We start from the raw sequence: 25985 nt of genomic DNA, 5'->3' as shown, positions 1-25985 counted from the left end.
AGTCGTCAGGCGCGGACGCGGGTCTTTTCCGGGTCGAAGAAGATCGGTGCGACCACGATCGCCTCGATGCGCTTCTGGTGACCGTCCACCTTGCCGATTTCCACTCGCGTGCCTGGCTCGCAGTAATCGACCGCCAACCGGCACAGGGCGATGTTCTTGCCCAGCAGCGGCGAGCGGGTGGCGCTGGTCACTACGCCGATCTGCGCGCGGCCATCGTGCACGCAATCGCCATGGGCGGCCGGCTCGTTGCCCTGGAGTTCCAGGCCCACCAGCTTGCGTTGTGGATGCTCCTTGCGCCGCAGCAGCGCGTCGCGGCCGATGAAATCCACGTCCTTGCTCTTGAGCGGCACGGTAAAGCCGATGCCCGCCTCGAAGGGGTCGGTCTGGTCGCAGAACTCGTAGCCAGCGAACACCAACCCGGCCTCGATGCGCAGCATGTCCAGCGCTTCCAGGCCCAGCGGCACCAGCCCCATGGGTTCGCCCAATTGCCACAAACGGCTCCAGACCCCGTGCGCATCGTCCGGGTGGCACCAGATTTCGTAACCCAGCTCGCCGGTGTAGCCGGTGCGCGAGACCATCAGCGGCGGACCGTTGTAGTCGTCGAGGCGGCCGACCAGGAAGCGGAACCAGCCCAGCGCTTCGAGCTTCGGCTGGGTGCCAGGGGTCCAGATCATCTGCTTGAGCAATTCACGACTGAGCGGGCCCTGCACGGCGATGTTGTGGATCTGATCGGTGGCGGACTTGATCCACACCTTCATGCCCAGCTTCTCGGCCTGCTCGCGCAGCCAGACGCCGGCATAGTCCTCGCCGCAGATCCAGCGGAAAGCATCCTGGCCCAGGCGCAGCAGCGTGCCATCGTCGAGCATGCCGCCGTGCTCGTAGCACATGGCGCTGTAGACCACCTGACCGATGGCGAGCTTGCGCACGTCGCGGGTCAGGCAGTAGTTCAACAGCGCCTCGGCGTCGGGACCGAGCACCTCGAACTTGCGCAGCGCCGTCAGGTCCATGACCGCCACCCGCTCGCGACAGCCGTGGTATTCCTCGATGGTGCCAAAGCCGTTGAACCGGGTCGGCAGCCACCAGCCGCGGTAGTCGGTGAAATTGCCGGTGAGTTGACTGGTGTCGGGGTGAAAGCCGGTCTCCCGGGTCAGCACCGGGTCGGCATCGGGCGTTTGACGAGTGGCCATGGCGATACTGAAGCGCTCCTTTTCGGAATAGACGCGGATGTGGATGTCGGTGGGCTGCCAGCCGTTTGCCGGATCGATGTCGTCGGGGCAGGAGCTGCTGGCGCAGACCAGATCGGTCATGGCGCGCAGCAATACGTAATCGCCCGGGCGCGACCAGGGTTCGTCCAGGGTCAGTTGCTGATGGGCATCGATACCGGTGTTGTAGAAGAAGTTGATCGCCGGCCAACCGGCCCGCGGGCCGACGCCGTGGCCGGCCAGCGCGCGACTGATGTTGCTGCTGCAGTTGGCGTGACCGAAATAGCCTTGCGACTCGTAGTAGCGGGCGGTGCAGGCCAGGGCGAAGGTGTCGTGACGGCCGACGGTATCGCGTACCACTTCCAGCATCGGTTGCAGGTCGCGGTCGAAAAACTTGCTGAACAGCCCCGGTCCCGGATAGGCGTTGCCGTTGAGGGTACGGGTGACGGTCGGATCGAGATCGATTTCGCGACCGGCATCCAGCCCGCGCCGGTCGAAGGCGACGAAGTCCGAGCACTGGCGCCCGGCGACGTCGAGGATCTGGATGTACTGACCGGCTTTGACCAGGTAGTCACGGGCGGTGCCGGGGTTGATGGTGAACTCGTCCACCACCTCGCCCAGCGGCGTGGGCAAAGGTGGCGTCCAGACCCTTGCAGGGTTGGCCCGCTCGATCAGCAGGCGCAGTTCGCTGGCGCGAAACTGGCTGAATACCGGGCTCGTCTCACCGGGGGCGGCCAGGATCACCAGCAGCGCTTCGGTGGCCGTGAGCCGCAGCCGGTGACCGGCCGGGGTTTCCTCAGGCCAGAGCGAGGCCGCCTCGGGCAACCGGCACAGGTCGATGCCGCGCCGGGCGAGTCCCTGGCGAAGATGCGCGGTTTCGCGACCGTCGCGCGCCAGGGCACTGGAAATGAAGGTGGCACCCGGCGCGGCGACCAGGCCGAGCCCGCCGAGCGCCAGCCGGCCGTCGACATCGAAGGCCAGCAGCTGTGCCGGCTGGCGGCCTTCGATGTCGACCACGGTGAGCCCGTCGCCGGGGTCGAGGGCGACCACGGTCAGGCCTCCCGGGGCGACCCGGTAGCGCTCGCGGTCCGCCGCCCGGGCGAACAGGGCCGGTTCGCGCGGGCGTGAGATGGTGGGCAGGTTCATAACTGGGGCTCCGCTGGACTCGGCTGGAAGGACACGGGCGCCGCAAGTTTCCGGTGGGCCAGGCCCACCCTACGGCGACCGGAGAGCACAGGTTGGGCGCGCTTTGGCCCACTCTACAAACTCGCCGTGGGCGCGCGCTCGCTCCTGCAGAACAATCAACGCGGCGGCTTCAGCTCACCGTCTGCAGTCGCTTTTCCGGCTCGTCGGAGAGGTAGGTCTCCAGCGAATCGTCCAGCGCGTCAAGCCAGGGGGTGTGGTGCACGGTGGCCATGGTGCCGGTCATCAGCGAGCGATAGCACTTGTTGCGATAGCCCATGATGTCTTCGTACTTGTCGTGCTTCCATTCAAGGAAGGTCTTGTTCACCGCGGCGATGTCGAAGCTCGGGTAGTCGGTGGCGTCGATCAGGCTCTGGATGTACTTGCCCTGGAACTCGAACATCTCCTGGGCGGTTTCCAGGCTCTCCTCCTCCGCACGCCAGGCCAGGTCCTCGGCGTTCATCTCGGTTTTCGACGGCAGGACGATGCGTCCGAGTATCACGTCACGGGCGTACCAGGCCTGGGCGTCGAACATGTTGAAGCTGTACCACTGGTCCTGCATGCCGAGGTAGACCATCCGTGGATTGTCTTCCCAGAACACGCCCTTGTAGAGGTTCAGCGGCCACAGGCGGTTGCTGGTCTTCAGGCACAGGTCGTCGCCGAGGAAGGCGAAGTGGTGCTTGTAGCCGGTGCAGAGGATGATCGCGTCGATGTGCTTGCGGCTGCCGTCGACAAAGTACGCCATGTGCCCCTCGACCCGCTCCAGCAGCGGCTTCTCCTCCCAGTTGCTGGGCCACTTGTAGCCCATCGGGGCGCTGCGAAAGCTGCTGGTGACCGAGCGCGCGCCGTACTTGTAGCACTGCGAACCGATGTCTTCGGCCGAGTAGCTGGCACCCACCACGAGCACGTCCTTGCCCTTGAATTCCAGCGCATCGCGAAAATCGTGGGCGTGCAGCACGCGACCGGCAAAAGTCTCGAAGCCCGGGAAATACGGCACGTTGGGCGTGGAGAAGTGGCCGCTGGCACAGACCACCCAGTCGAAGGTCTCGGCGTAGGTGCGGTCGGCGACATAGTCGTGCACGGTCACCGTGAACAGCCCACTGGTCTCGTCGTAGCTGACCTGGCGCACGGCGGTCTCGAAGCGAATGTAATGACGCACCCCGGCTTTCTCGACGCGTCCCTTGATATAGTCCCAGAGCACCTCCCGCGGCGGGTACGAACCGATGGGGCGACCGAAGTGCTCGTCGAAGGTGTAGTCGGCAAATTCCAGGCACTCTTTCGGCCCGTTGGACCAGAGGTAGCGGTACATGCTGCCGTGCACCGGCTCGCCATGTTCGTCCAGGCCGGTGCGCCAGGTGTAATTCCACATCCCGCCCCAGTCGGCCTGCTTTTCGAAACAGACCAGTTCGGGAATTTCCGCGCCCTTTTCGGCCGCGGACTGGAAGGCTCTGAGCTGGGCGAGGCCGGACGGACCGGCGCCGATAATGGCGACACGTGACATGGGTTATCTCCTGGATCTTCGGGGAAATGGCGAATCAACGAGAAAGGACGGTAGTACAGCGTCCCTGCGGAAAAACTTCCCTTGAGGTGATACCCCGTTGGGAGTAACCGACCTGCACGAAGAGGCACCGCGAGCAGGCACGACGGGGCCTCCAGGCTTTCCGGCGGTGCAGATCCGGGCCCTACTGAATTTCCCAGCAAGAATTATATTTTCCTTAAACCTCAAGCATGGCGGGCAGTTGCAGGCATCCTCAGACCAGCCCCCGCCGCAGGGCACGGAACTTGCTCTGCCTCTGCGTTCCCATCCTACGAGAGACAGATGGCGCAGCCCCTATCGCTGAACCCCGTCGCGGCCTGGCGCTGGCCCTGGCGCCAGGATCGCCCCGAGCATGCCTGCGAGCGCCTGCTGCTGGAGCTTTCGACTCGCCTGCTGGGCCAGCCCGACGACGAAGCGGCGCTGTCCGACTGGCTGAGCGCGCTGCAGCGGCTGTTCGGCGCCCAGCGGGCCTGCCTGCTGCTCCCCGAGCAGGGCGGCGGCTTGCGCGAGCTGGGCGATGCGGGCGACTGCGCCGGCCGCGACCGCTGCCCCTGGCGCCAGACGCCAACCGAACTGCCCGACAACGGCGGGATGCGTGAATGCCCGACCTGCCGCCGGCAGGGCCGGCTCCGTCTGCTCTGCGGGGTCGCTGGCGAGCAGGCTGGCGCAGGCGCCCTGCTGCTGGAGCTGCCCTCGCCGCTGACCCGGCGCGGCGCGCAGGACGCGCTGACCGGCTCGGCGCGGCAGCTTGGCATGCTCCTCGAAGCCCTGGCCCAGCAACGTCAGCAACGCCGCCGCGAACTGACCGCCGAGCGCGGCGCCCTCTCCCGCGACTTGCACGACAGCGTGGCGCAGCAGCTGAGCTACCTGCAGATTCGCGTCAGCCGCCTGCGCAGCGTGCTCGATGACCCGGCTCAGGCCGATCAGGCCCCGGCGATGCTCGACGACCTGCGCGACACCCTGCGCCTGGCGCACCGGCAGGTCCGGGAACTCATCGCCACCGCCCGGCTCACCATGGACGGACGCAGCCTGCGCACCGCACTGGAAGCCTCGGTGGACGAATTCGCCCGACGCAGCAGTTGCGTCTTCGAGCTGGACAACCGGCTGCCGGGCAATTGCCTGAGCCCGGAAGCGGAACTGCAGATCCTGCAGGTGGTACGCGAGGCGCTGGCCAATGTGGTGCGCCATGCCCACGCGAGACAGGTGCAGATTCGCCTGGCCGAGCACCCCGGCTGGATACTCGAAGTGCTGGTGCAGGACGACGGCATAGGCCTGCCCGAACAGCTGGCCGAGGACCGCCACTTCGGCCTGCGCATCATGCGTGAGCGGGTCACCAGCCTCGGCGCGCAATTGACGATCGGCCCTGCGGCACCGCAAGGAACGCGCATTCATCTGATCTGGAGACGAGCATGAGCTACCCCACCCACCTGTTGTTGATCGACGATCATGCGCTGCTGCGCCGTGGCCTGGCCGAGCTGCTCAACGCCGAAGCCGAGTTTACCGTGGTCGGCCAGGCCGGCAGCGGCGAGGAAGGCCTGGCCCTGGCCCGGCAGCTGTCGCCACAACTGATACTGCTCGACCTGCACCTGCCCAGGCTCAGCGGGCTCGATACCCTGACGCAACTGCGCGCCGCGCTGCCGGATGCCCTGGTGGTGGTGCTCACTGCCTCGGACTGCCCCGACGACCTGATGGCCGCCCTGCGCAACGGGGCCGATGGCTACATTCTCAAGGACAGCGAGCCGGAGCGGCTGCTGGACTGCCTGCGCAACTGCCACCGCGGCCAGGTCACCCTCGATCCCGGCCTGGCGCGTCTGCCCGATCCGCAGCCGACGTCGCCGCCTCTGCTCCAGCGCGACGAGCCCGAGTTGACCGAGCGCGAGCGGCAGACCCTGATGCTCATCGCCGAGGGGCTGAGCAACAAGCTCATCGCCCGCCAGCTGGGCATCAGCGACGGCACCGTGAAGATCTACGTCAAGCACCTGCTGAGCAAGCTGCAGCTGCACTCACGACTGGAGCTGGCGGCCTGGGCGCATCGCGGCGGCTTTGTCGAGCGGCTCGGCGCACGCATGCCGAGCACCCTCGAATGAACGTCCTGCGGCGCAGCGGCCTTGACCGGCTGTTCAACGGCGCGGCCGATGAAGGCTGGGGCGGCAGCCTCGAACGTCTGCCGCTGGCGCTGGTCCGCCTCGACGCCGAAGGCCGCCACCTGCAACTCAATACCGGCTGGCAACGTCTCACCGAGCATCCAGTCGGCGCCTCGCTGGGCAAGGCCCACGCGCATTACCTGCACCCCGAGGACCGCTCCGGCTGGCTGCAGGCCCTGCAACGGCTGCGCGAAGGAGGCGAGCCCGGGGAAACCCTGCTGCGCTACCTGACCCGCAACGGCGGCCTGCGCTGGGTCGAGGTGCGCCTGGCGCGCGACGGCTCAGGCTTTGTCGCCGGGCTCTGCGACGTGACCGAGCAGATGCACGGCCGCCGGTCGCTGCAGGCCAGCCACCGGGCCCTGGGCAACCTGCTCGATGATTTGCCGATGATGGTCTATCGCTGCCGCAACAACCGGCTCTGGAGCATGGAGTATGTCAGTGCCGGCTGCCTGGCGCTGACCGGCTACCGCGCCGAACAGCTGATCGACAGCCATGAGACGAGCTACAATGGCCTCATCCACCCCGACGACCGCGAAGCGGTCTGGTCCCAGGTGCAGGACGGCCTGTCCGCCATGCGCCCCTTCGGTTTCGATTACCGCCTGGTCTGCGCCGACGGCAGCGAAAAGCAGGTGCATGAGCGTGGCTGCGGGATCTTTGCCGATAACGGCGAGGTGCTGGGCCTCGAGGGCGTGGTCATGGAACGTCTGCTGGCCACTGGCGGCCAGCGCGACAACTGAGCGGCCATGCGGTTGCGCCCTGCCCCGGCCTTCGGCTAAGGTTCTGCTTTCCCCTCTCCCGAGAGACTGCTACCGGTGAAGACCAGCAGCCCGCTCATGCCCCTCCCCTGCCTTCGCTGGCGTTGGCGTAGCCACGCCTGAGCACAGCGGCCTGCCGCTGACCGGCGCGACATTGCGCGTCGAGCATTCCTTGCAAAACCTTCATAATGTGCGGATCGCCGGCACCCTCTGGCCGACCGCAACCGATTCGAGTCTCTGCCATGCTCCTGATGATCGATAACTACGATTCCTTCACCTACAACGTCGTCCAGTACCTCGGCGAACTGGGGGCCGAGGTGAAGGTGGTGCGCAACGACGAGCTGACCATCGCTGAAATCGAGGCGCTGGCACCGGAGCGCATCGTCGTCTCGCCCGGCCCCTGCACCCCGACCGAGGCGGGCGTGTCGCTGGAAGTGATCCGCCATTTCGCCGGCAAGCTGCCGATCCTCGGCGTCTGCCTGGGTCACCAGAGCATCGGCCAGGCCTTTGGTGGTGAGGTGGTGCGCGCGCGCCAGGCGATGCATGGCAAGACCAGCCCGGTCTTTCATACCAACAACGGCGTCTTCGAGGGTCTCGACAACCCGCTCACGGTGACCCGCTACCACTCGCTGGTGGTCCGCCGCGAAAGCCTCCCCGAGGACCTGGAGATGACAGCCTGGACCCGCCTGGACGATGGCTCGGTGGACGAGATCATGGGGCTGCGGCACAAGACGATGAACGTCGAGGGCGTGCAGTTCCACCCCGAGTCGATCCTTACCCAGCAGGGTCATGAGCTGTTCGACAACTTTCTCAAGCAGACCGGAGGCGTCCGCTGATGGATATCAAGGAAGCGCTCAAGCGCGTGGTGGCCCAGCTCGACCTGAGCACCGATGAAATGCAGTCGGTGATGCGTCAGATCATGACCGGCCAGTGCACCGACGCCCAGGTCGGCGCCTTTCTCATGGGCATGCGCATGAAGAGCGAGACCATCGAGGAAATCGTCGGCGCCGTGCAGGTGATGCGCGAACTGGCCGAACCGGTGGCATTTCCGAACGACAACCTGGTCGACACCTGCGGCACCGGTGGCGACGGCATGAACATTTTCAACGTCTCCACTGCCGCCGCTTTCGTGGTCGCCGCGGCAGGGGGCAAGGTGGCCAAGCATGGCAACCGCGCCGTGTCCGGCAAGAGCGGCAGCGCCGACCTGCTGGAGGCCGCGGGCGTCTACCTGGGCCTGACGCCGGCCGAAGTGGCGCGCTGCGTCGACACCGTGGGTGTCGGCTTCATGTTCGCCCCGGCCCACCACGGCGCCATGAAGCATGCCGCCGCCCCACGCCGCGAGCTCGGCCTGCGGACCCTCTTCAACATCCTCGGCCCCATGTCCAACCCGGCCGGGGTCAGGCATCAGGTACTCGGCGTGTTCAGCAAGGAGCTGTGCCGGCCGATGGCCGAAGTGCTGTCGCGCCTAGGCAGTCGCCACGTGCTGGTGGTACACGCCCAGGACGGCCTCGACGAGATCAGCCTGGCCGCGCCCACCCATGTGGCCGAACTGCGCGATGGAGCGATTCGTGAGTACAGCATCCAGCCGGAGGATTTCGACATCAAGAGCCAGAGCCTCATCGGCCTTGCGGTCGAAGGTGCGCAAGCCTCGCTGGCGCTGATTCGCGATGCCCTCGGCCGGCGCAAGACCGAGAACGGCCGCAAGGCCGCCGACATGATCATCCTCAATGCGGGAGCTGCGCTCTATGCCGCCGACGTCGCGCAGGATCTGGGCCAGGGCATGGCTCTGGCCCAGGATGCGCTGTCTACCGGACTGGCGCTGGAAAAGCTCGAGGAACTGGTCGCCTTCACCGCAGTATTCAGGCAGGAGCATCAGGCATGAGCGTCCCCACGGTTCTGGAAAAGATCCTGGCCCGCAAGCTCGAGGAAGTGGCCGAGCGTAGTGCCCGCAGCCCCTTGTCGGAAGTCGAGCGCGCGGCAGCCGCGGCCGATCCGGTGCGCGGCTTCGCCGAGGCCGTGCGCCGCCGCGTCCAGCGCAAGCAGTCAGCCATCATCGCCGAGGTCAAGAAGGCTTCGCCCAGCAAGGGGGTATTGCGTGAACACTTCGTACCGGCCGAGATCGCCGTCAGCTACGAAAAAGGCGGCGCGGCCTGCCTTTCGGTGCTGACCGACGTGGACTATTTCCAGGGCGCCGATCGCTACCTGCAGGAGGCCCGCGCGGCCTGTTCGCTGCCCGTGCTGCGCAAGGACTTCATGGTCGACCCCTACCAGATCGTCGAAGCCCGTGCGCTCGGCGCCGACTGCATCCTGCTGATCGCCTCGGCGCTGGATGACGGCCAGATGGCCGAACTCGCCGCGACCGCCCAGGCGCAGGGGCTCGATGTACTGGTGGAAGTGCATGACGCCGCGGAACTGGACCGGGCCTTGAAGCTCGACCTCCCGCTGATCGGCATCAACAACCGCAACCTGCATACCTTCGAGGTATTCCTGGAAACCACCCTCGATCTCCTGCCCCGCATCCCACGCGACCGCATCGTGGTCACCGAAAGCGGCATCCTCACCCGAGCGGATGTCGAGCTGATGAAGATCAACGAGGTGCACGCCTTCCTGGTTGGCGAAGCCTTCATGCGCGCCGACCGCCCCGGCGACGAGCTGCAGCGCCTGTTCTTCCCCGGCCACGCCGCCTCGCGCATCAACAGCGGGCTGGATGTCGAGTAGCCCGCCGCGTCGGATTACGCTGCGGCGCTAATCCGACCTACCGTCCTGCGCCGTCCGTAGGTCGGGTTAGCCGCAGGCGTAACCCGACAAAAGGCCAAACCGCCACGGCGACCTGTCGGATTACGCTGCGCTAATCCGACCTGGACCCTGGATGTCGAACCGCCGCGTCGGGTTAGCCGCAGGCGTAACCCGACAACAGCCCAAACCGCCACGGCGACCTGTCGGATTACGCTGCGCTAATCCGACCTACCGTCCTGCGCCGTCCGTAGGTCGGGTCAGCCGCAGGCGTAACCCGACAACAGCCCAAATTGCCACGGCGACCTGTCGGATTACGCTGCGCTAATCCGACCTGGACTCTGGATGTCGAACCGCCGCGTCGGATTACGCTGCGCTAATCCGACCTATCGTCTTGCGCCGTCCGTAGGTCGGGTTAGCCGCAGGCGTAACCCGACAAAAGGCCAAACCGCCACGGCGAGCTGTCGGATTACGCTGCGCTAATCCGACCTGGACCCTGGATGTCGAACCGCCGCGTCGGATTACGCTGCGCTAATCCGACCTACCGTCCTGCGCCGTCCGTAGGTCGGGTTAGCCGCAGGCGTAACCCGACAAAAGGCCAAACCGCCACGGCGACCTGTCGGATTACGCTGCGCTAATCCGACCTGGACCCTGGATGTCGAACCGCCGCGTCGGATTACGCTGCGCTAATCCGACCTACCGTCCTGCGCCGTCCGTAGGTCGGGTTAGCCGCAGGCGTAACCCGACAAAAGGCCCCGGCCTGTGGCTTATACCGCCACGCCGAGGCTGCGCAGGTAGTCTTCATAGGTACCGCTGAAGTCGGTAATACCGTTTTCCGACAGCTCGACGATGCGGGTGGCCAGGGAGCTGACGAATTCGCGGTCGTGGCTGACGAAGATGAGCGTCCCCGGGTAGTTTTCCAGCGCCAGGTTCAGCGCCTCGATCGACTCCATGTCCAGGTGGTTGGTAGGCTCGTCCATCACCAGCACGTTGGGCTTCTGCAGGATCAGCTTGCCGAACAGCATGCGGCCCTGCTCGCCACCGGAAATCACCTTCACCGACTTGCCGATTTCGTCGTTGGAAAACAGCATGCGACCCAGGGTGCCGCGTACCAGCTGTTCGCCACCGCCGGTCCACTGTCCCATCCAGTCGAACAGGGTGGCGTCATCGGCGAAGTCTTCGGCGTGGTCCTGGGCGAAGTAACCCACCTCGGCGCTCTCGGTCCACTTCACCTCGCCACTCATCGGTGGCATCTCGCCCACCAGGGTACGCAGCAGAGTGGTCTTGCCGATGCCGTTGGGACCGATGATGGCAACCCGCTCGCCGGCTTCGACCTGCAGCGAGAAGTTCTTGAACAGCGGCACGCCCTCGAACCCCTGGCCCATCTTGTTCAGGGTCACCGCCTGGCGATGCAGCTTCTTGGTTTGTTCGAAGCGGATGAAGGGGCTCACCCGGCTCGACGGCTTGACCTCTTCCAGCTGGATCTTGTCGATCTGCTTGGCGCGGCTGGTGGCCTGCTTGGCCTTGGAGGCGTTGGCCGAGAAACGGCTGACGAAGGTCTGCAGCTCGGCGATCTGCGCCTTCTTCTTGGCGTTGTCCGACAGCAGCCGCTCGCGCGCCTGGGTGGCGGCAGTCATGTACTCATCGTAGTTGCCGGGGAACAGCCGCAACTCGCCATAATCCAGGTCGGCCATGTGGGTGCAGACGCTGTTTAGGAAGTGGCGGTCGTGGGAAATGATGATCATGGTCGAGTTGCGCGCGATGAGCACGCCTTCGAGCCAGCGGATGGTGTTGATGTCCAGGTGGTTGGTCGGTTCGTCCAGCAGCAGGACTTCCGGGTCGGAGAACAATGCCTGGGCCAGCAGTACCCGCAGCTTCCAGCCTGGTGCCACCGCGCTCATCGGGCCGAAATGCTGGTCCAGCGGTATGCCCAGGCCCAGCAACAGCTCGCCGGCGCGGGATTCCGCAGTATAGCCGTCGTATTCGGCGAACTGGACCTCCAGCTCGGCCACCGCCATGCCGTCGTCCTCGCTCATCTCCGGCAGCGCATAGATGCGGTCGCGTTCGGCCTTCACCGTCCACAGCTCGGTATGGCCCATGATCACGGTATCGATGACCGAGTAGTCCTCGTAGGCGAACTGATCCTGGCGCAGCTTGCCGAGACGAATGCCGGGCTCGAGCATCACCTGGCCCCCGGATGGCTCCAGCTCGCCGCCGAGGATTTTCATGAAGGTCGACTTGCCGCAGCCGTTCGCGCCGATCAGGCCGTAGCGATTGCCGTTGCCGAATTTGACGGACACGTTCTCGAACAGCGGCTTGGCGCCGAACTGCATGGTGATGTTGGCGGTGGAGATCAAGGGATTGTCCTGCGCAGTAGAAGGTGGCCCGAACAGGTCGGGCGACGAAACCGCACATTATAAGCCAGGCAGTGCCACGCTGCCCAAGACCGTCGAGCCGATCACCGGAACTAAGTCTTCAGAGCCGGTGGCCGATAAATTGCTTGGCGTGAAGTCGCGCCATCAGTTTCCAATGCCAGAGGAGCATTCGCCATGTGGTTCAAAGACGTCCCCGCCGCATTGGCCGCCGAGCTGGGCGACCAGCTGAGCCGGTTGCTGGCCGGTCAGCCGGTTTCGCCCGACGCCTGCGCCAGTCTGGCCCGCCACCGGGCGCTCTGCCAGTTGCTGGAACAATTGGCGCACCGCCAACGTGGCCAGCAGGACGCGCTTGCCGCCATCCGTCCTCCACCCTGCACGCCCGAAGAGCTCGCCAGCCTGCGTCGGCAGCTCGATGAAAGCCGCGACCAGCAGCAGCGCCTCGAGCGAGAGCTGGCCGATGCCCGCCAACTGCTCGCCGAGCAGGACGCACGCCTCAATGAACAGCTGCAGGAGCAGCAGGTCTGGGAACTGACCAAGCAGACCTTGACCGAAGGCAGCTGGGACCTCGCCGTGGCCAACGGTGACCCGGACCACCCCCACAGCCTGATTCGCTGGTCGGATCAGTTTCGGGCGCTGATCGGCTACAGCCGCGAGGAGTTTCCCGATGGCTGGGACAGTTTCAACAGGGTCGCCCACCCGGACGACCTGGGTGAGGTGATGGAGCAGTTCGCCGCGATGATGCGCAGTCCCGACCGGCACTCCTCCTACATGGTCGAGTACCGCATGCGCCACAAGAGCAAGGGGAATATCTGGTTTCGCGAGCGCGGCCGCTGCCTGCGTGATGACCGGGGCGTATTGCGGCGGGTGATCGGTGCGGTGCGCAACATCAGTGACGAGAAGGCCGCCGAGCAATCCAGGGAACGCGAGCAGGAAGCCATGCAGGCCACCTACGGGCAGATTGCCCAGGTGGTGGGGGTGATCAAGGGCATCGCCGACCAGACCAACCTGCTGGCTCTGAACGCTGCGATCGAAGCCGCGCGCGCCGGCGAGGTGGGGCGGGGCTTCTCGGTGGTCGCCGACGAGGTGAAGAATCTGGCCCGGCGCACCCAGGACGCCACCCAGGAAATCCAGGACATGCTCAAGCAGCGCTAGGCAAAAGGCGCAGCCCACCCAGGCTGCGCTGCGTCGACGCTCCCTTACTTTCCTTCCCCTGACCGCCGAGGCGCCGACTCACACCCCGCCTCGAGCGCGAGTCTCAGCAGCCTCTCTGCTAACAGCGTCTCGGCCCTTTTATTGCTACATGCCAACAGACTCCATGGCCCCCGTGATCTGGACGTGCCGCCAAGCGGCCTGCGTGCGTAATTCCCCATGAATAGCAAGGGACTTTTGCAAGGCTTTGGTGCAGCGTGTGTCTGGAGGGCTCGGTGGTTGTGCGCGAGCAGCCCGGATAAGGCGACCAACGCCTCGAAACAGAGCTGTTTCAGAATGTGGCACAGCGATTGCTGTTTCTTATAGCGAACTTTTTATGAGCCAGGTGCAATAAAACGAACCGCTTTTACCGCCGCTAATCCGACCCCCCCTCGAGGATCATCTAATGGAACAGACCACGCCGACGCTTGAAGAGCTACACCAGCTCATCGAGATGACCAATACCTTGAACATGGAGATCTTCTACTGGTGGTGTACCGCCTTGATGATCCTCATCCATGCCGGCTTTCTCTCCTATGAGATCGGCGCCTCGCGCCTGAAAAACGCCCTGGCTGCCGGGGTGAAGAACATCTTGGCGTTCGGCTTCGTCGTCCCGAGCGTCTTCCTGGTCGGCTGGGCGATCTACAACGGCTTCCCGGACGGCCTAGTACCGCGCATGGACGATCTGGTCGCCGCATTGCCCTGGAGTGAGGCCATGGGCCCGAATATCCAGGACAATGCCACCGGCATTTTCTGGGGCGCCTTCGCACTGTTCGCCGCCACCACCGGTTCGATCCTCTCCGGCGCCATCATCGAGCGCGCACGGATGAGCGCCTTCATCATCCTCACCATCGCCCTGGGCGGGGTACTCTGGCTGTTGGCAGCCTCCTGGGGCTGGCACCCGGAAGGCTGGCTGACCGTCAATTGGGGCTACCATGACGTGGGCGCGGCAGGCGTGGTGCACATGGTCGCAGGCTTCTTTGCCCTGGCCGTGGTGATGAACCTCGGCGCGCGCATCGGCCGCTTCAACAAGGACGGCTCGGTCAATCAGATCGTCGGCCACAGCATGCCCATGAGCGTGGTCGGCCTGATGCTGATCATCGTCGGCTTCTTCGGCTTCCTCGGCGGCTGCATCATCTATAACAGCGGCGCGCAGTGGATCAACATCTACGGCCAGCCCACCACCCTCTCGGCGTTCGCCTTCAACACCCTGATGGGCTTTGCCGGCGGCCTGATCGGCGCCTATCTGACCACCCGCGAGCCCTTCTGGATGATGTCCGGCGGCCTGGTGGGGATCATCTCGGTGGCCCCGGGCCTGGACCTCTACCACCCCGGGCTGGCCTACCTGATCGGCATGGGCGTCGCCGCCGCTGCACCGCTGGTCAACAACTTCCTGCTGAAGATGCGCCTGGACGACGCGGTCGGCGCTTTCGCGGTGCATGGCTTTGGCGGCTTCGCCGGTCTGGTCATCAGTGGCATTTTCCTGGCTGGCTACCCGAACGTGAATGGCATGGCTGACATCAGTTTCACCGGCCAGGTGTTCGGCGCGATCGTCATGGCGTCCCTGGGCTTCATTCCCGGCTACGCCATCTCCTACGGCCTGAAGAAGGTCGGCATGCTGCGGGTTCCGGCCCATGCCGAAGAACGCGGCCTGGACCTGACCGAAGTACCGGCGCAGGCCTACCCGGAATGGGCGGCCATGTATGGCACCAGCACCACCTTGACCGGCACTGATGGCACCACAGAAACCACCACCCTCATTGTCGAAACCAAACCGGCCTGACGGCCACCAGGCGCACCGCCGCCCCGGTGCGCCGCTTACAAGGAGCCTGAACCATGAGCATCAGTACTTTCGAAGGCGCCAGCGCCGTTTACACCTTCGCCGGCAACCCGGCGATCCTGATGGTGATCACCTTCTTCGTGGCCGCGGCCAGCCTTTTCGCCCTCGGTGCCACCATGGTCCACGAGAAGCACAGCTACGCCGATCCCGAACCGAAGAAACTCAAACCCTGAGCCGGTACCCGCTCCGGCTGACGGGGCGGGTTCTTCCCAGGCAGGCGGCGTCTGCCGCAGCTTGCACGCAAAACCTCGAGTTGCACGCTCCGCCTGACCCTTTCCACCTTCCGCAGTGTCAGGTGATCCCATGTTCAACCCCGTCTTCTGCCTGAACGCTCCGGCATCCCTGGGACTGAAGGCCATCGCCTTCACCCTGCACCAACTCTGCAACCAGGCCCGCAGCGAGGCACTGGGCACCAGCCTCGACCGTCTGCGCAGCGAGCTGCAGATCCAGGCCAGCCTGAGCCAGATGCAGGGGTTCAGTGATCTGCGTCTGCGCATGGGTCGCTCGCCCAAGCGATTCCCCGCCTCGCCACAGGCGCTGCTCGATCAGTACCTGCGCATGGGAAAACTGCGCGAAATCTCTCCGGTGGTCGACCTCTACAATCACTGGTCGCTGCACTCGGGCCTGTCCATCGGCGCGCATGATCTGCGTCGAATCAAGCTCCCGGTGACGCTGGATATCTGCCAGGGCGACGAAGCCTTCCATGCCCTCGGCAGCGACGCAGCCGTCACCCTGCCCTCCGGCGAATACGCCTATTTCGATGCGCGCGGCCAGGTTCTCTGCCGCATGGAGTACCGGCAATGCGCGGCCACCGCCTTGCAGGCGGATACCAGCGCCGCACTGTTCATCGTCCAGGGGCACCCCGATACCGATCTCGCCTACCTGCAGCGCACCGCCGAGCGGCTCAAGCTCGATCTGATGCGCTGTTGCGTGTTGGGTGCCCGCCGCGCCGCCAACCAGCCACTGGCGCCCCGCGAGACGAGCTACAGGGGCGAGCTTGCTCGCGAATAGCTCCCCGCACCCGCATTTTCCCTGTAGGAGCGAGCTCGCTCGCGAAGGGCTCCTGCTCAGGGCGTCAGGGCCGAGGATCACGCGCCGGGGCCGGCAACACCCGGCAGAGGCTCCCGGTTCGATCAAGGCGGAAGCGGGCCAGGTCTTCGGCGAGCCAGAGGCCGCCGCGGTAGTGCTGCAGGGCCTCGGCGCGCAGGTCGGCGATGCCTGGCGAGCGCTCCGGGTTGTCCTGGAAGCGGGAGCTGAAATGCGTGAGCACCAGGTTCGGCAGGCCAATGGAGTCGGCGAAGGCCGCGACCTGCCCGGCCGCACTGTGACCAAAGCGCGTCTCCACCGGCCGCTCCAGGCTGAAGGTCGCCTCGTGCACCAGCACCTGGGCGTTGCGACAGGCTGCCGCCAGGAGTTCGGGACGGTCGTTGTCACCGGCGACCACCACCCGGCGCGGCGGATGCGGGAAGATCAGGTAATCGCGGCTGCGCAGGGTGCGCCCCTCATAAGCCGCATCGATGCCCTTCTTCAACTGGCCCCAGACCGGACCACGTGCGATACCGTCCGCCAACAGCCGCGCCTGGTCCAGGCGCGACTCCGGCCTGGCCTCGGTGAAGCCGTAGGCGAATGAGCGCACCCGGTGCGACAGCTCGGTGACGTCCACCAGCCAGTGCTCGCTCGACCAGCAACCCAGCGACTCGGTGGGCAGCCACTGCAGCGGGTAGGGCAGGCTGAGCTGGCTCATCTGCTGGGTGGCGTCCATCCAGGCCTCGACTCCCGCCGGAGCGACCAGCGTCAACGGCCGGGTCCGCCCCTGCAGCCCGGCGCTGGCCAGCAACCCCGGCAGGCCGTAGCAGTGATCGCCGTGCACATGGGTGATGAAGATGGCCTGCAGTTCGTGCAGCGACAGGCCCGCCTGCATCACCCGATGCTGGGTGGCTTCGCCGCAGTCCAGCAGGAACCAGCCCTTGCCGCGCGGTTCCAGCAGGGCCAGCGCGCTGACGTTACGAGTACGGGTCGGGGTGGCGGCACTGGTGCCGAGAAACAGCAGGTCCACAGGCGTCTCCGGGTCAGATCATGAAGGATGGACAGCACGCGCAGCGCGCGGCAACCACCGCCTTGTTACAGCTCGGCCCCGGAAAAACCTTCGCTGGCCGGATTGCTCAGGTAGGGATGAACAGCCAGCAGCACGATGACGCTGTTTCCCTGCAGCGTCAGGGCTTCGGTCAGTCGGTCAATACCGCGGGCTACGACGAGCAGCAGCCGAGGCAGAGGCAGACGCAAGGGAGACCTGTTCCGCCATGAACCCCGCACCAGCAGGATCCTGCTCGGCAGGTCGCGACAACCGCAAGGCCGGCTCGGCACTGGGCTCCGCCAGGGGCCGCAGCGCAGCGCGCCAGTCAGGCCCGCCTGGACCGCACGCCAGTGTCCGGTGCAGGCCGGCCAAACCGTCGGGATCATCCAGCAGACGCCAGCGTACCTCGCGCGTGTCGCCCTCGGGCCCGCCGGCAAGAATGCTCGCCAGGCGCTCCTCGCGCAGTCGTTGTGCTGCCGTCACCGTCCGTGCGTGCCGGCCGCGGGCCATGGCGCAGGCCAGGGCATTGATCTGCGGGTCGACCGCGGCGTGCAGGAAGCCCCGTTCCAGTGCCGTCTGCCGATACTGGACCAGATAATCGGCAGTGGCCTGCAACTCGGCCGGGGGCGTGGACTCCTCAGGAATCAGCAACAGGCGCTGTCGCCGCGCCGCCTGGCCGAAGCGCATCCGGCTGGACACTACCGACACCGGCGCCGAGAGGATCAACGCCACCACGATGGGCGCCAGCCACCAGAGAAACACCGGGTCTAGCCAGGCCACCAGGGCGGCCCAGAGCACCCCCAGCAGCATCTGCGGCCCGTGGCGAACCAGCGCCTCGCTCCAGGGTGTGGCATTGCCGGCGCGCTGCGGCGATTGCCACTGGGCCGACCAGCCAAAGAACGCAGCGGTAACGAACAGGGTATGAAACAGCATGCGCACCGGCGCCAGCAGCACCGAGAAGAGCATTTCAACCAGCATCGACAACAACAACCGCAGCTTGCCACCGTAGGCCTCTGCACCCTTCACCCAGACCAGCAGCACCGCCAGCATCTTGGGCAGGAACAACAGCGTCATGGTGGTGGAAAACAGCGCGATGGCCTGTTCCGGGTTCCACCGAGGCCAGACCGGGAACAGTTGCATCGGCTGCAGGAAATACTGCGGTTCCATCAGCTTGTGTACCGCCAGCAGGGCCGTGGACAGCACTAGGAACAGGAACCACAACGGCGCCGACAGGTAGGACATGACACCGGTGAGAAACACCGCGCGATGCACCGGATGCATGCCCTTGACCAGGAACAAACGGAAGTTCATCAGGTTGCCGTGGCACCAGCGGCGATCACGCTTGAGCTCATCGAGCAGGTTCGGTGGCAGCTCCTCGTAACTGCCGGGCAGGTCGTAGGCGATCCATACCCCCCAGCCGGCCCGGCGCATCAGCGCGGCCTCGACGAAATCGTGGGACAGGATCGCCCCGGCCATGCTGCCCTTGCCCGGCAACGGCGCCAGCGCACAGTGCTCCATGAACGGCTTGACCCGGATGATCGCGTTATGTCCCCAGTAGTGCGATTCACCCAACTGCCAGAAGTGCAGGCCGGCGGTGAACAGCGGGCCGTAGACCCGGGTGGCGAACTGCTGGATGCGCGCATAAAGGGTGTCCATCCCGGCCGCGCAAGGGGAGCTCTGGATGATCCCGGCGTGGGGGTTGGCCTCCATCATGCGCACCAGCGAGGCCAGGCAGTCGCCGCTCATCACGCTGTCGGCGTCGAGCACCACCATGTAGCGGTACTGGCTGCCCCAGCGCCGGCAAAAGTCGTCGATGTTGCCGCTCTTGCGCTTCACCCGCCGGCGCCGTCGGCGGTAGAAGATCCGGCCGAAGCCCTCGACCTCGCGGCACAGTTCCAGCCAGGCCTTCTGCTCGGCGACGCAGGTATCGGGATCGTTGCTGTCGCTGAGGATGAACACGTCGAAGTGTTGCCCCTGGCCGCTGCGCGCCAGCGACTCCCAGGTCGCGCGCAGGCCGGCGAACACCCTGGGCACGTCCTCGTTGGCGATGGGCATGACCAGCGCGGTGCGCGCCTCGGGGGCAATCCGGGCCTTGCCCACCTCCCCGGCCGAGATGCTGTAGCGGTCGCGCCCGGTGAGCAGTTGAAAGAATCCCATCAGGGCCGTCCAGAAGCCCACCGAGACCCAGCAGAACAGCAGCGCGAAGAGAAACAGCACACTGGCTTGCACGGCGTAGGGCATCAGTTGCAGCAGCCATTCGGCGATACCCTGGCGCCAGGCGCCGCGCAGATCGAGCATGGCCCAGCCCTGGTAGGGCAGGATTGCCTTCATGTACCAGGTGGCGATGCCGGTCTGCAGCAGCATGAAACACAGTAGCACCGCCCGCCGCCTCGCCCCTGCGAGGCGCCAGCGATCCTGCTCGTCGAAGCTGCCGAGCTGCTTGCGCCGCCTGCGGCGGTTTTCACCGAACAGACGCTGCCAGCCGCGCACCAGCGGGTTGGTCTGCCAGGGTTCGGGCACCATGCTGCGGCGGCTGATCGGCGGTGTACTGCGCAGGCAGGTCCGACCCTGGGCGTCACGCTCGAGGCTGTCCTCCAGCGCCTCGCCCCAGCCTTCGCGCAGCCTGGCCCCGACATCGTCATCGGCCGAACTACTCATGGATGGGTACCTGATAGCTCCAGGTTTCGGAAAGGGTCGTCTCGCCCTGCACCAGCGCCGCGCGCACTTCCACCGGCCGGGCCGGATCGTGCTGGCGCAGCCGCAGGGTCAACCGGCGCCCCTCGGTGCTGTAGTTGTAGCCCACCTCCTGGCCGACCAACTCGCCGTTCTCGCCAACGCTGACCTGGGCGAACACCTCTTCCTGCTCCGGCAGCCCGGCCAGCGGGCCGCCTTCGAAGTCGACGACAAAGGCGATGCTGCCATCGGGCTCGCGGATCAGGTTGGGCTGCTTGATCTCGCCGATGGAGCGGCGCGTCTGGCTGACCCAGGCCAGCTCCTGCACCATCGGCTCGGCCATGGTGAAGTGCATGCGGTATTCCAGCGCCAGCTCCTGGCCTGGCTCGATGGGCTGGTCCGGCGTCCAGAAGGCGACGATGTTGTCGTTGGTCTCATCCGCCGTGGGGATCTCCACCAGTTCGACCCGACCCGGCCCCCAGTCGCCGACCACCTCGATCCAGCCGCCCGGGCGCAATTCGTAGCGGTCGTCGAGATCCTGATAATGGGCGAAATCGCGGGCCCGCTGCATCAGACCGAAGCCGCGCGGGTTCTCGACGCTGAAGGTGCTGATCGACAGGTGCCTGGGGTTGTTCAGGGGCCGCCAGATCCATTCGCCGCTGCCGGTGTGGATGGCCAGGCCGTCGGAGTCGTGGATAGCCGGGCGAAAGTTGAGTTCGCGGCTCGGCTGGTTGGGGCCGTAGAGAAACATGCTGGTCAGCGGCGCGATGCCGAGCTTGTCCACCGCGTCGCGAAAGAACAGTCGTGCCTGTATGTCCAGCACGGTGTCGTCGCCGGGGCGTAGTACCATTCGATAAGCCCCGGTAACGCTGGGTGAGTCCAGCAGCGCATAGATGATCAGATCGCGCCGGTCCGGCTCCGGGTATTCGACCCAGAATTCGGAGAAGCGGGGAAACTCCTCGCCGGACGGCAGCGCGGTGTCGATCGCCAGTCCTCGCCCGGACAACCCGTACCACTGCCCGGCGCCCAGCGCACGAAAATAGCTGGCTCCCAGAAGGGTCAGCAGCTCGTCCTGCTTGTCCGGGCTGTTCAGCGGATAGAGCACCTTGAAACCGGCGAAGCCGAGGCCTTCGAGTGCGGCCGAGTCGAGCTCCAGCCCGCCGAAGTCGAAATAGGCCGGGTCATACTCGATCGGCCTGACACCCGTGGCGGTGATTTCGTTGATGGTCACCGGCACGTCGAAGTGCATGCCCTGGTGGTAGAACATCAGCTCGAAGGGCGTTTCTTCGTCGGCCCAGTAGCGCTTCTCGGTGCTCGAGCGGATTTCCTGATAGTCCGCGTACTGCATCGCCCGCAGCGGCGGAGGCAGGTTCGAGGCCGGCACGCTGAAACTCTGCCCGGCCAGCTCCCGCGCCTTGTCCGCCACATCGTCGAGGCCGAACGCGCCAGCCTGTGCCGCCGCCAGTGCCAGGGCAACCGAGAGGCCCATCCGCAATGCCGATCCTTTCAACTTCAGGCCGTTGCTGCGTCGTCTGCTCAAACCTACCGCCTCCTCTAGTCAAGCCTGTCATTCACCCGCCCACAGCGCATCGCCGTCGGAAGCGAGAAGCGCACAACGTGGCAGCCGATGAGGGTTACAGAGCTTAGTAAGCGCAGCGCGAGGGAGGTTCAACAGCCTCGGAATGGCGGCAGCAAGACTATTCGAGCACGGGCGAGAACAGCTTCAGCCCGACCACGCCGGCGACGATCAGCATCAGGCAGGTGATCCGGGCGGCATTGGCCGACTCGCCAAAGAACAGGATGCCCCAGACCGCCGTACCCACCGCGCCCATGCCGACCCAGACGGCGTAGGCGGTGCCAATGGGCAACGTGCGCACCGACAGCGACAGGAGCCAGAGACTCAGGGCGATGAAGGTCAGGCAGTAGAGGGTCGGCCAGAGCCGGGTGAAGCCATCCGTGCGCGGGATGAACACCGCATAACAGATCTCCGCCATACCGGCGAGAAGGACGAACAGCCAGCCGGCTGCGGGGCCGTTGAACATGGAATATTCTCGCTGGGGATTGAAGAGGCGGCAGACGAATACAGGATCCACGCTGCCGGCTGGAGGGTCAGTGGTCTGTCACGCCGCCACGGAAAGGGTCCGTGGCAGCGTATCGGACGCCTTTTGGTCGCCTGCTACCCCTTGGCCGTGCGCTTTTTCTTTTCCGGATCGTCGAAAGGCATGGTATGGGCGATGGCCTTGGCCTCAAGGCTGCCCTTCACCTCTAGCGGCGTACCCTGTTCCGCGTAGGGCACCTCCATGCGGGCGATGGCCATGGAGCGCTCGGATAGCCGCGAATACATCGCACAGGTGATGACGCCAACCTGCTTGCCATCGGCCCAGAGGGTGTCGCCCTCCTTGGCCGCCTGCTGGCCGTCGAGCAGGACGCCAAAGATCTTGAAGCGCTCCCGCCCCTTCAGCCGGCGATGCTCGGCACCGCCGCGGAACTCGCCCTTGGTCGGCGAGACGGTGAAGTCCAGGCCCAGCTCCCAGAGGGTGTCGCCGGTGGGCTGGTCGGCGAAGGGATACATTTCCGAGTTGTCGTAGGGAAAGAACAGCAGGTGGCTTTCGACCCGCAGCCAGTCCAGGGTAAGGAAGGCGCAGGGAGTGATGCCGAACGGCTTGCCCAGCTCGAGGATGCTGTCCCAGATGACCGGCGCATCGGCCGCCTTGCAGAAGATCTCGTAGCCGCGCTCACCGGTGTAGCCAGTGCGGGAAATCATCACCGGAAGACCGAACAGCTTGGTCTGGATATGGTGGAAGTACGGCAGCTCGCGGATGCCGGGGACGTGCTCGGCGAGAAAGTCCACCGCAGCCGGGCCCTGCAGGGACAGGTCGTGCAGATCGTCATCGTAGAGCACCGCCACCTGGCGTCCCTCGGACTGGCGGGTGAGCATCTCGTAACCATTGCCGGCACCGTGCACCACCATGAAGGCGTTCGGGCCGGTGCGATAGATCACGCAGTCATCCACGAACAGTCCCGCCTCGTTGAGCATGGTGGCGTACACCGACTTGCCCGGGTAGAGCTTGGAGATGTCGCGGCTGGTGGCGTATTCGAGCAGGGACTCGGCATGCGGGCCGACGTAATGCACCTTGCGCAGGCCGGACACATCCATCAGCCCCGCCTTGGTGCGGATCGCCTCGTGGGCATCGGCCAGGCTGACCGCTTCGTAGGTCCAGGCAGTGCCCATGCCGTTCCAGTCTTCCAGCTTGGAGCCCAGTGCCCGGTGGCGGTCGGCAAGGGCAGAAATGCGCCAGGAATTGGCCATGTTGAATCTCCTTGGATAAGTGCACGCAAATACAGGTTTATCAGGGGATAACCCGGCTGAGGCAGCCCCCTGGGCTGGGCCTCAGCCCGCCGGGAGCCGTGGCGAGCCTAAGCGGATCGCCGCCCGGCCCAGCCCACGAAACTACGAAGCGGCGAGCGGATCACCCCGCAGCGCGCGCAGGCACGGCTTCCCTGTCGAATTGCGCCAGATAGTCGACGACGGTCTGGCGATAGCTGGTCAGGCCCTTGTAGTCGGCAATGGCATCGGGCAGGTCGCGCAGCACCCGGTGCAGGCGCTGGGCCCAGGCCGGGTTGGTGACCAGCTCCTCGAGGCTGATCAGGTAGGTACGGATGCTGAACATCAGCGCATTGCTGCGCGGCATGCGCGCCATCACCTGCAACTCGACCCGCAGGTGCACCAGGCCTGCCACGTTGTCCGAGGTGACCAGGCTGCGCTCGTGGCCCCACTCGTGGAGGGTTTCCGAGGAGGTGTCCAGGCGCGGATTGATCGTCATGGTCCAGTTCAACCGGCGCACCGGCGCGCCCACCTGGATGTTCAGCAGGTACTTCAGGGCCCGATCGAACACGCCCATCTGCGGCGCCATGGGCACTGGCGCATGCCATTGCTTGAAGCTCATGCCGGCATCGAAGGCCAGCGACCAGTCGGCCGGGCAGGTAACCATGCCGGCGTCCATGTAGAGGTCGCCGTCGCGCTGGTCGAGCATGGCGAAGTCGCCCTGCATCTGGCGGGTGATGTATTCCAGCGGCTCGCAGGGCAGCGTCGCCGGATCGCCGAAGGTGAAGCGCTGACAGATGTCCAGCGGGTGGTTTTCCCAGGTCCACTGGTCGCCGTCGCGGGTCAGACTGAAGTGCTCGGGGTAGTCCCGGGCCAGATGGGTCATGATGGCTTCGACCAGATCCCAGGCGGCCGGCGCCATATGCGGCATGACCAGGCAACGGCGCGGGTCTTTCTCCAGTACCAGGGCGCGCTCGGCCATCTCGGAGACGTAATGCTCGTCCACGTCGAACAGATGCTCGAACACCGAACCCGGGTCGCGGGAAACAGCCGGCTCGATGTTCACCGAGTACATGTACTGGTCTTCCGGGAAGGGGAAGGGAAAGCGCGCTATGGCTTGGGGGCTGTTGCGGTAGGTGAAGTCGTCGCGGTAGGTCTCCAGCGGCTTCATGTTCACAGGCATGACAGGCTCCTTACAGATCGAGCAACAGGGGACGGTCGCAGCCGCCGCGGGAAACACAGGGCATCAGCAGGGAGCTGCGCTCGTCCTGGCCGAGAAAATGATCGCGATGCTCCACCTCTCCCGCCAGGTAGCGCGTCTCGCACTGGCCGCAGACCCCGCCGCGACAGAGGTTCGGGATCTCTATCCCGGCTGCCTCCAGCGCCTCCAGGAGGCTCAGATCGGCCGGCACCTCGATGCGCTGGCCGCTGTTGGCCAGCTCCACCACAAACGGCAGACCCGGCTCCGGCGCGGCAAAGGCTTCCCAGTGCACCCGGCTGTCCGGCCAGCCCAGCGCGCAGGCCTGCTCCCGCAGGGCGACCAGCAGGTTCTCGGGGCCGCAGGCGTAGAGGTGGGTACCGATCGGTTGCCCCTGCAGCAGCACCGCCAGGTCGAGGCGCTCGCCCGCCAGGGAGTCGTAGGATTTCAGGCGCTCGCCGAGGCGTTCGCGCAGCTCGGCGAGATAGGCATCGGTCAGGCCGCCGCGAAAGGCGTAATGCAGCTCGAAGGTTTCACCACGCGCCCTCAGTTCGGCGATGTAGCCGATGAAGGGGGTGATGCCGATGCCACCAGCCACGAGCAGGTGATGCCGCGCCTGGCTGCTGATGGGAAACAGGTTGTGCGGCGTGGATATCCGCAGCTCGTCGCCCACCTTGACCTGCTCGTGCATGAACCGCGAACCACCCCGGGATTCCGGCTGCAAGCGCACCGCAATGCGGTAGCAGTGGTTGTCGGCCGGGTCGCAGGGCAGTGAATAGGCGTTGCGCAGGGTGCGCTCCCCAGCGGGCATCTGCACCACCACGTGGCTGCCGGCGGAAAAGCCCGGCAGCTCGCCCTGCAGGGGCTCGAGAGAGAACTCACGAATCACCGGAGTCAGCTCGCGCAGCGCGGCGACCCGGACCTTGATTGTCTGGCTCATGCGCACCCCTCCCCGCGTGGGTCGTTTGGATCCAGGCAGACGCCGGCATAGGCGCCGAGCCGGCGCGAGAAATGGTTGCGCACCATCAGTCTTACACCGCAGCCGGTGCAAACGCTGCTATCGACTTCACCGATATCCTGCAGGGTGGAGCAGTGCACGCAATAGAGCCGCCGCCGGGCGCCGCTGCGAAACATCTCGATCTCCTCGTCCAGCAGCCCGGCCTGCCGAGCCAGGGCGCGCACCTGCCAGAGAAAGGCTTCGTCGCCGCAGACATACAGCCGGGTGCCTACCTGGGCCTTCCCGAGCGACTCACCCAGCATCTCTTCGAAGCGCTGCCCGACCGACCGAGGGCTGAGCACCAGCAGGGGACCACCTTGGTCCTTGAACTGCGTCAGCAGCCGCTCGGCCCCAGGCAGGCCGTTGTCCTGGGTCACCAGAATGCGGCGACTGGCGGCAACTCGCGCCGCTTCGGCGGGATAGACCGGCGTGCTGAAAATCGTATCAGCCACTTCTGCGCTCATGATCGAACCTCTGTTTTCGGTATCGCTGCCAGCGCTGGCAGCAGAACACCGGGCTTTCCCGGCAGTAACTTTTTGTTCCCTTCAAGAAAGCATTGAGCATGCCATGGATCGCAGACCGCGGACGCCACGCGGCCTGCGCATTGGAGATATCTCTTTGGGGGTAAGAACACCCGGCGAAACCTGCACGAAAGGCGGGCAAGGAGCGTCAGGACGTGCGCCATTTCAAGGCATGGCAATTTGGACGGGGCGTGGGCGTCGGGTTACGCCTGCGGTGGCCTGACCTGCGGGTCATGCGTAG

Annotated in this window: 22 protein-coding genes; 10 read left to right on the top strand and 12 right to left on the bottom strand. The window is 65.7% G+C overall.

What is annotated here, in order from left to right:
- Window positions 1-5: 5 nt before the first annotated feature.
- Both ACFOMF_RS17095 and ACFOMF_RS17090 read right to left on the bottom strand, forming a co-directional pair.
- Window positions 6-2348 carry a DUF1989 domain-containing protein gene (locus ACFOMF_RS17095; RefSeq protein WP_386367141.1) on the bottom strand — a complete coding sequence of 781 codons (2343 nt, stop codon included), beginning with the start codon at window positions 2346-2348 and terminating at the stop codon, window positions 6-8.
- Window positions 2349-2517: 169 nt separating this feature from the next.
- On the bottom strand, window positions 2518-3885 hold the full coding sequence (locus ACFOMF_RS17090; protein ID WP_386367139.1) for a flavin-containing monooxygenase: 1368 nt from the start codon (window positions 3883-3885) through the stop codon (window positions 2518-2520).
- Between the two features lie 318 nt (window positions 3886-4203).
- Here ACFOMF_RS17090 and ACFOMF_RS17085 point away from each other — a divergent pair, with 318 nt between their 5' ends.
- The 6 genes from ACFOMF_RS17085 (at window position 4204) to trpC (ending at window position 9538) form a co-directional block, all read left to right on the top strand.
- Complete coding sequence (locus tag ACFOMF_RS17085) at window positions 4204-5334, top strand: sensor histidine kinase (protein ID WP_386367136.1); 1131 nt, start codon at window positions 4204-4206, stop codon at window positions 5332-5334.
- On the top strand, window positions 5331-6008 hold the full coding sequence (locus tag ACFOMF_RS17080) for a response regulator (protein ID WP_386367134.1): 678 nt from the start codon (window positions 5331-5333) through the stop codon (window positions 6006-6008). The genes ACFOMF_RS17085 and ACFOMF_RS17080 overlap by 4 nt, the downstream gene beginning before the upstream one ends.
- Entirely contained in the window at window positions 6005-6802 is a 798-nt protein-coding gene (locus ACFOMF_RS17075; protein WP_386367132.1) for a PAS domain-containing protein, read from the top strand. Before ACFOMF_RS17080 ends, ACFOMF_RS17075 begins: the two co-directional genes overlap by 4 nt.
- Before the next feature lie 260 nt (window positions 6803-7062).
- A complete protein-coding gene (locus ACFOMF_RS17070) occupies window positions 7063-7656 on the top strand; it encodes an aminodeoxychorismate/anthranilate synthase component II (RefSeq protein WP_386367130.1) in 594 nt (197 codons plus the stop codon).
- Window positions 7656-8702 carry an anthranilate phosphoribosyltransferase gene (gene trpD, locus ACFOMF_RS17065; RefSeq protein WP_386367128.1) on the top strand — a complete coding sequence of 349 codons (1047 nt, stop codon included), beginning with the start codon at window positions 7656-7658 and terminating at the stop codon, window positions 8700-8702. The genes ACFOMF_RS17070 and trpD overlap by 1 nt, the downstream gene beginning before the upstream one ends.
- A complete protein-coding gene (trpC, locus tag ACFOMF_RS17060) occupies window positions 8699-9538 on the top strand; it encodes an indole-3-glycerol phosphate synthase TrpC (protein WP_386367125.1) in 840 nt (279 codons plus the stop codon). The genes trpD and trpC overlap by 4 nt, the downstream gene beginning before the upstream one ends.
- A gap of 782 nt (window positions 9539-10320) precedes the next feature.
- Here trpC and ACFOMF_RS17055 read toward each other — a convergent pair.
- Window positions 10321-11910: an ABC-F family ATPase gene (locus tag ACFOMF_RS17055; RefSeq protein ID WP_386367123.1), complete on the bottom strand. Its 1590-nt coding sequence runs from the start codon at window positions 11908-11910 to the stop codon at window positions 10321-10323.
- Window positions 11911-12102: 192 nt separating this feature from the next.
- Between ACFOMF_RS17055 and ACFOMF_RS17050 the strand changes: the two genes are divergently transcribed.
- From ACFOMF_RS17050 to ACFOMF_RS17035, 4 genes are all read left to right on the top strand, one after another.
- Window positions 12103-13080: a methyl-accepting chemotaxis protein gene (locus tag ACFOMF_RS17050; RefSeq protein ID WP_386367121.1), complete on the top strand. Its 978-nt coding sequence runs from the start codon at window positions 12103-12105 to the stop codon at window positions 13078-13080.
- 442 nt (window positions 13081-13522) lie between these two features.
- Entirely contained in the window at window positions 13523-14899 is a 1377-nt protein-coding gene (locus tag ACFOMF_RS17045) for an ammonium transporter (protein WP_386367119.1), read from the top strand.
- Window positions 14900-14952: 53 nt separating this feature from the next.
- Window positions 14953-15129: a hypothetical protein gene (locus ACFOMF_RS17040; protein ID WP_386367117.1), complete on the top strand. Its 177-nt coding sequence runs from the start codon at window positions 14953-14955 to the stop codon at window positions 15127-15129.
- Window positions 15130-15259: 130 nt separating this feature from the next.
- On the top strand, window positions 15260-15967 hold the full coding sequence (locus ACFOMF_RS17035) for a B3/B4 domain-containing protein (RefSeq protein ID WP_386367115.1): 708 nt from the start codon (window positions 15260-15262) through the stop codon (window positions 15965-15967).
- A gap of 64 nt (window positions 15968-16031) precedes the next feature.
- On the opposite strand, the gene ACFOMF_RS17030 is transcribed toward ACFOMF_RS17035, so the two are convergent.
- The 9 genes from ACFOMF_RS17030 to ACFOMF_RS16990 form a co-directional block, all read right to left on the bottom strand.
- On the bottom strand, window positions 16032-17012 hold the full coding sequence (locus tag ACFOMF_RS17030; RefSeq protein WP_386367113.1) for a ribonuclease Z: 981 nt from the start codon (window positions 17010-17012) through the stop codon (window positions 16032-16034).
- A 65-nt stretch (window positions 17013-17077) separates the two neighbouring features.
- The gene (locus tag ACFOMF_RS17025) at window positions 17078-17239 is read right to left on the bottom strand and encodes a hypothetical protein (protein ID WP_386367111.1); all 162 of its coding nucleotides are present in this window, start codon (window positions 17237-17239) and stop codon (window positions 17078-17080) included.
- Window positions 17190-19688, bottom strand: a complete 2499-nt coding sequence (mdoH, locus tag ACFOMF_RS17020) for a glucans biosynthesis glucosyltransferase MdoH (protein WP_386367109.1) — start codon at window positions 19686-19688, stop codon at window positions 17190-17192. Before mdoH ends, ACFOMF_RS17025 begins: the two co-directional genes overlap by 50 nt.
- Complete coding sequence (locus tag ACFOMF_RS17015; RefSeq protein ID WP_386367176.1) at window positions 19681-21192, bottom strand: glucan biosynthesis protein G; 1512 nt, start codon at window positions 21190-21192, stop codon at window positions 19681-19683. Before ACFOMF_RS17015 ends, mdoH begins: the two co-directional genes overlap by 8 nt.
- 208 nt (window positions 21193-21400) lie before the next feature.
- A complete protein-coding gene (locus ACFOMF_RS17010) occupies window positions 21401-21745 on the bottom strand; it encodes a DMT family transporter (protein ID WP_386367107.1) in 345 nt (114 codons plus the stop codon).
- A gap of 134 nt (window positions 21746-21879) precedes the next feature.
- Window positions 21880-23013 (bottom strand): aminomethyltransferase family protein, encoded by a 1134-nt coding sequence (locus ACFOMF_RS17005; protein WP_386367105.1) that lies wholly within the window; start codon window positions 23011-23013, stop codon window positions 21880-21882.
- A 160-nt stretch (window positions 23014-23173) separates the two neighbouring features.
- Window positions 23174-24211, bottom strand: a complete 1038-nt coding sequence (locus ACFOMF_RS17000; RefSeq protein WP_386367103.1) for a heme-dependent oxidative N-demethylase family protein — start codon at window positions 24209-24211, stop codon at window positions 23174-23176.
- A gap of 10 nt (window positions 24212-24221) precedes the next feature.
- Window positions 24222-25166: a PDR/VanB family oxidoreductase gene (locus ACFOMF_RS16995; protein WP_386367101.1), complete on the bottom strand. Its 945-nt coding sequence runs from the start codon at window positions 25164-25166 to the stop codon at window positions 24222-24224.
- Window positions 25163-25687: a dimethylamine monooxygenase subunit DmmA family protein gene (locus ACFOMF_RS16990; RefSeq protein WP_386367098.1), complete on the bottom strand. Its 525-nt coding sequence runs from the start codon at window positions 25685-25687 to the stop codon at window positions 25163-25165. The genes ACFOMF_RS16995 and ACFOMF_RS16990 overlap by 4 nt, the downstream gene beginning before the upstream one ends.
- Window positions 25688-25985: the final 298 nt, after the last annotated feature.

Origin of the sequence: Stutzerimonas tarimensis, from assembly GCF_042648805.1 — a bacterium.
In the GTDB taxonomy this organism is placed as follows: Bacteria; Pseudomonadota; Gammaproteobacteria; order Pseudomonadales; family Pseudomonadaceae; genus Azomonas; species Azomonas tarimensis.
Note: the sequence above shows the minus strand (reverse complement) of the source record. Positions and strands in the feature narration are given on the sequence as shown.

Bases quoted from the DNA above. Each gene is read 5' to 3' on its own strand.
- ACFOMF_RS17075 (WP_386367132.1), top strand. From the start codon at position 6,005: ATGAACGTCCTGCGGCGCAGCGGCCTTGACCGGCTGTTCAACGGCGCG.
- mdoH (WP_386367109.1), bottom strand. From the start codon at position 19,688: ATGAGTAGTTCGGCCGATGACGATGTCGGGGCCAGGCTGCGCGAAGGC.
- ACFOMF_RS17005 (WP_386367105.1), bottom strand. From the start codon at position 23,013: ATGGCCAATTCCTGGCGCATTTCTGCCCTTGCCGACCGCCACCGGGCA.
- ACFOMF_RS17010 (WP_386367107.1), bottom strand. From the start codon at position 21,745: ATGTTCAACGGCCCCGCAGCCGGCTGGCTGTTCGTCCTTCTCGCCGGT.
- ACFOMF_RS16990 (WP_386367098.1), bottom strand. From the start codon at position 25,687: ATGAGCGCAGAAGTGGCTGATACGATTTTCAGCACGCCGGTCTATCCC.
- ACFOMF_RS17045 (WP_386367119.1), top strand. From the start codon at position 13,523: ATGGAACAGACCACGCCGACGCTTGAAGAGCTACACCAGCTCATCGAG.
- ACFOMF_RS17085 (WP_386367136.1), top strand. From the start codon at position 4,204: ATGGCGCAGCCCCTATCGCTGAACCCCGTCGCGGCCTGGCGCTGGCCC.
- ACFOMF_RS17090 (WP_386367139.1), bottom strand. From the start codon at position 3,885: ATGTCACGTGTCGCCATTATCGGCGCCGGTCCGTCCGGCCTCGCCCAG.
- ACFOMF_RS17050 (WP_386367121.1), top strand. From the start codon at position 12,103: ATGTGGTTCAAAGACGTCCCCGCCGCATTGGCCGCCGAGCTGGGCGAC.
- ACFOMF_RS17000 (WP_386367103.1), bottom strand. From the start codon at position 24,211: ATGCCTGTGAACATGAAGCCGCTGGAGACCTACCGCGACGACTTCACC.
- ACFOMF_RS16995 (WP_386367101.1), bottom strand. From the start codon at position 25,166: ATGAGCCAGACAATCAAGGTCCGGGTCGCCGCGCTGCGCGAGCTGACT.
- ACFOMF_RS17040 (WP_386367117.1), top strand. From the start codon at position 14,953: ATGAGCATCAGTACTTTCGAAGGCGCCAGCGCCGTTTACACCTTCGCC.
- ACFOMF_RS17035 (WP_386367115.1), top strand. From the start codon at position 15,260: ATGTTCAACCCCGTCTTCTGCCTGAACGCTCCGGCATCCCTGGGACTG.
- ACFOMF_RS17095 (WP_386367141.1), bottom strand. From the start codon at position 2,348: ATGAACCTGCCCACCATCTCACGCCCGCGCGAACCGGCCCTGTTCGCC.
- trpD (WP_386367128.1), top strand. From the start codon at position 7,656: ATGGATATCAAGGAAGCGCTCAAGCGCGTGGTGGCCCAGCTCGACCTG.
- trpC (WP_386367125.1), top strand. From the start codon at position 8,699: ATGAGCGTCCCCACGGTTCTGGAAAAGATCCTGGCCCGCAAGCTCGAG.
- ACFOMF_RS17080 (WP_386367134.1), top strand. From the start codon at position 5,331: ATGAGCTACCCCACCCACCTGTTGTTGATCGACGATCATGCGCTGCTG.
- ACFOMF_RS17015 (WP_386367176.1), bottom strand. From the start codon at position 21,192: ATGGGCCTCTCGGTTGCCCTGGCACTGGCGGCGGCACAGGCTGGCGCG.
- ACFOMF_RS17070 (WP_386367130.1), top strand. From the start codon at position 7,063: ATGCTCCTGATGATCGATAACTACGATTCCTTCACCTACAACGTCGTC.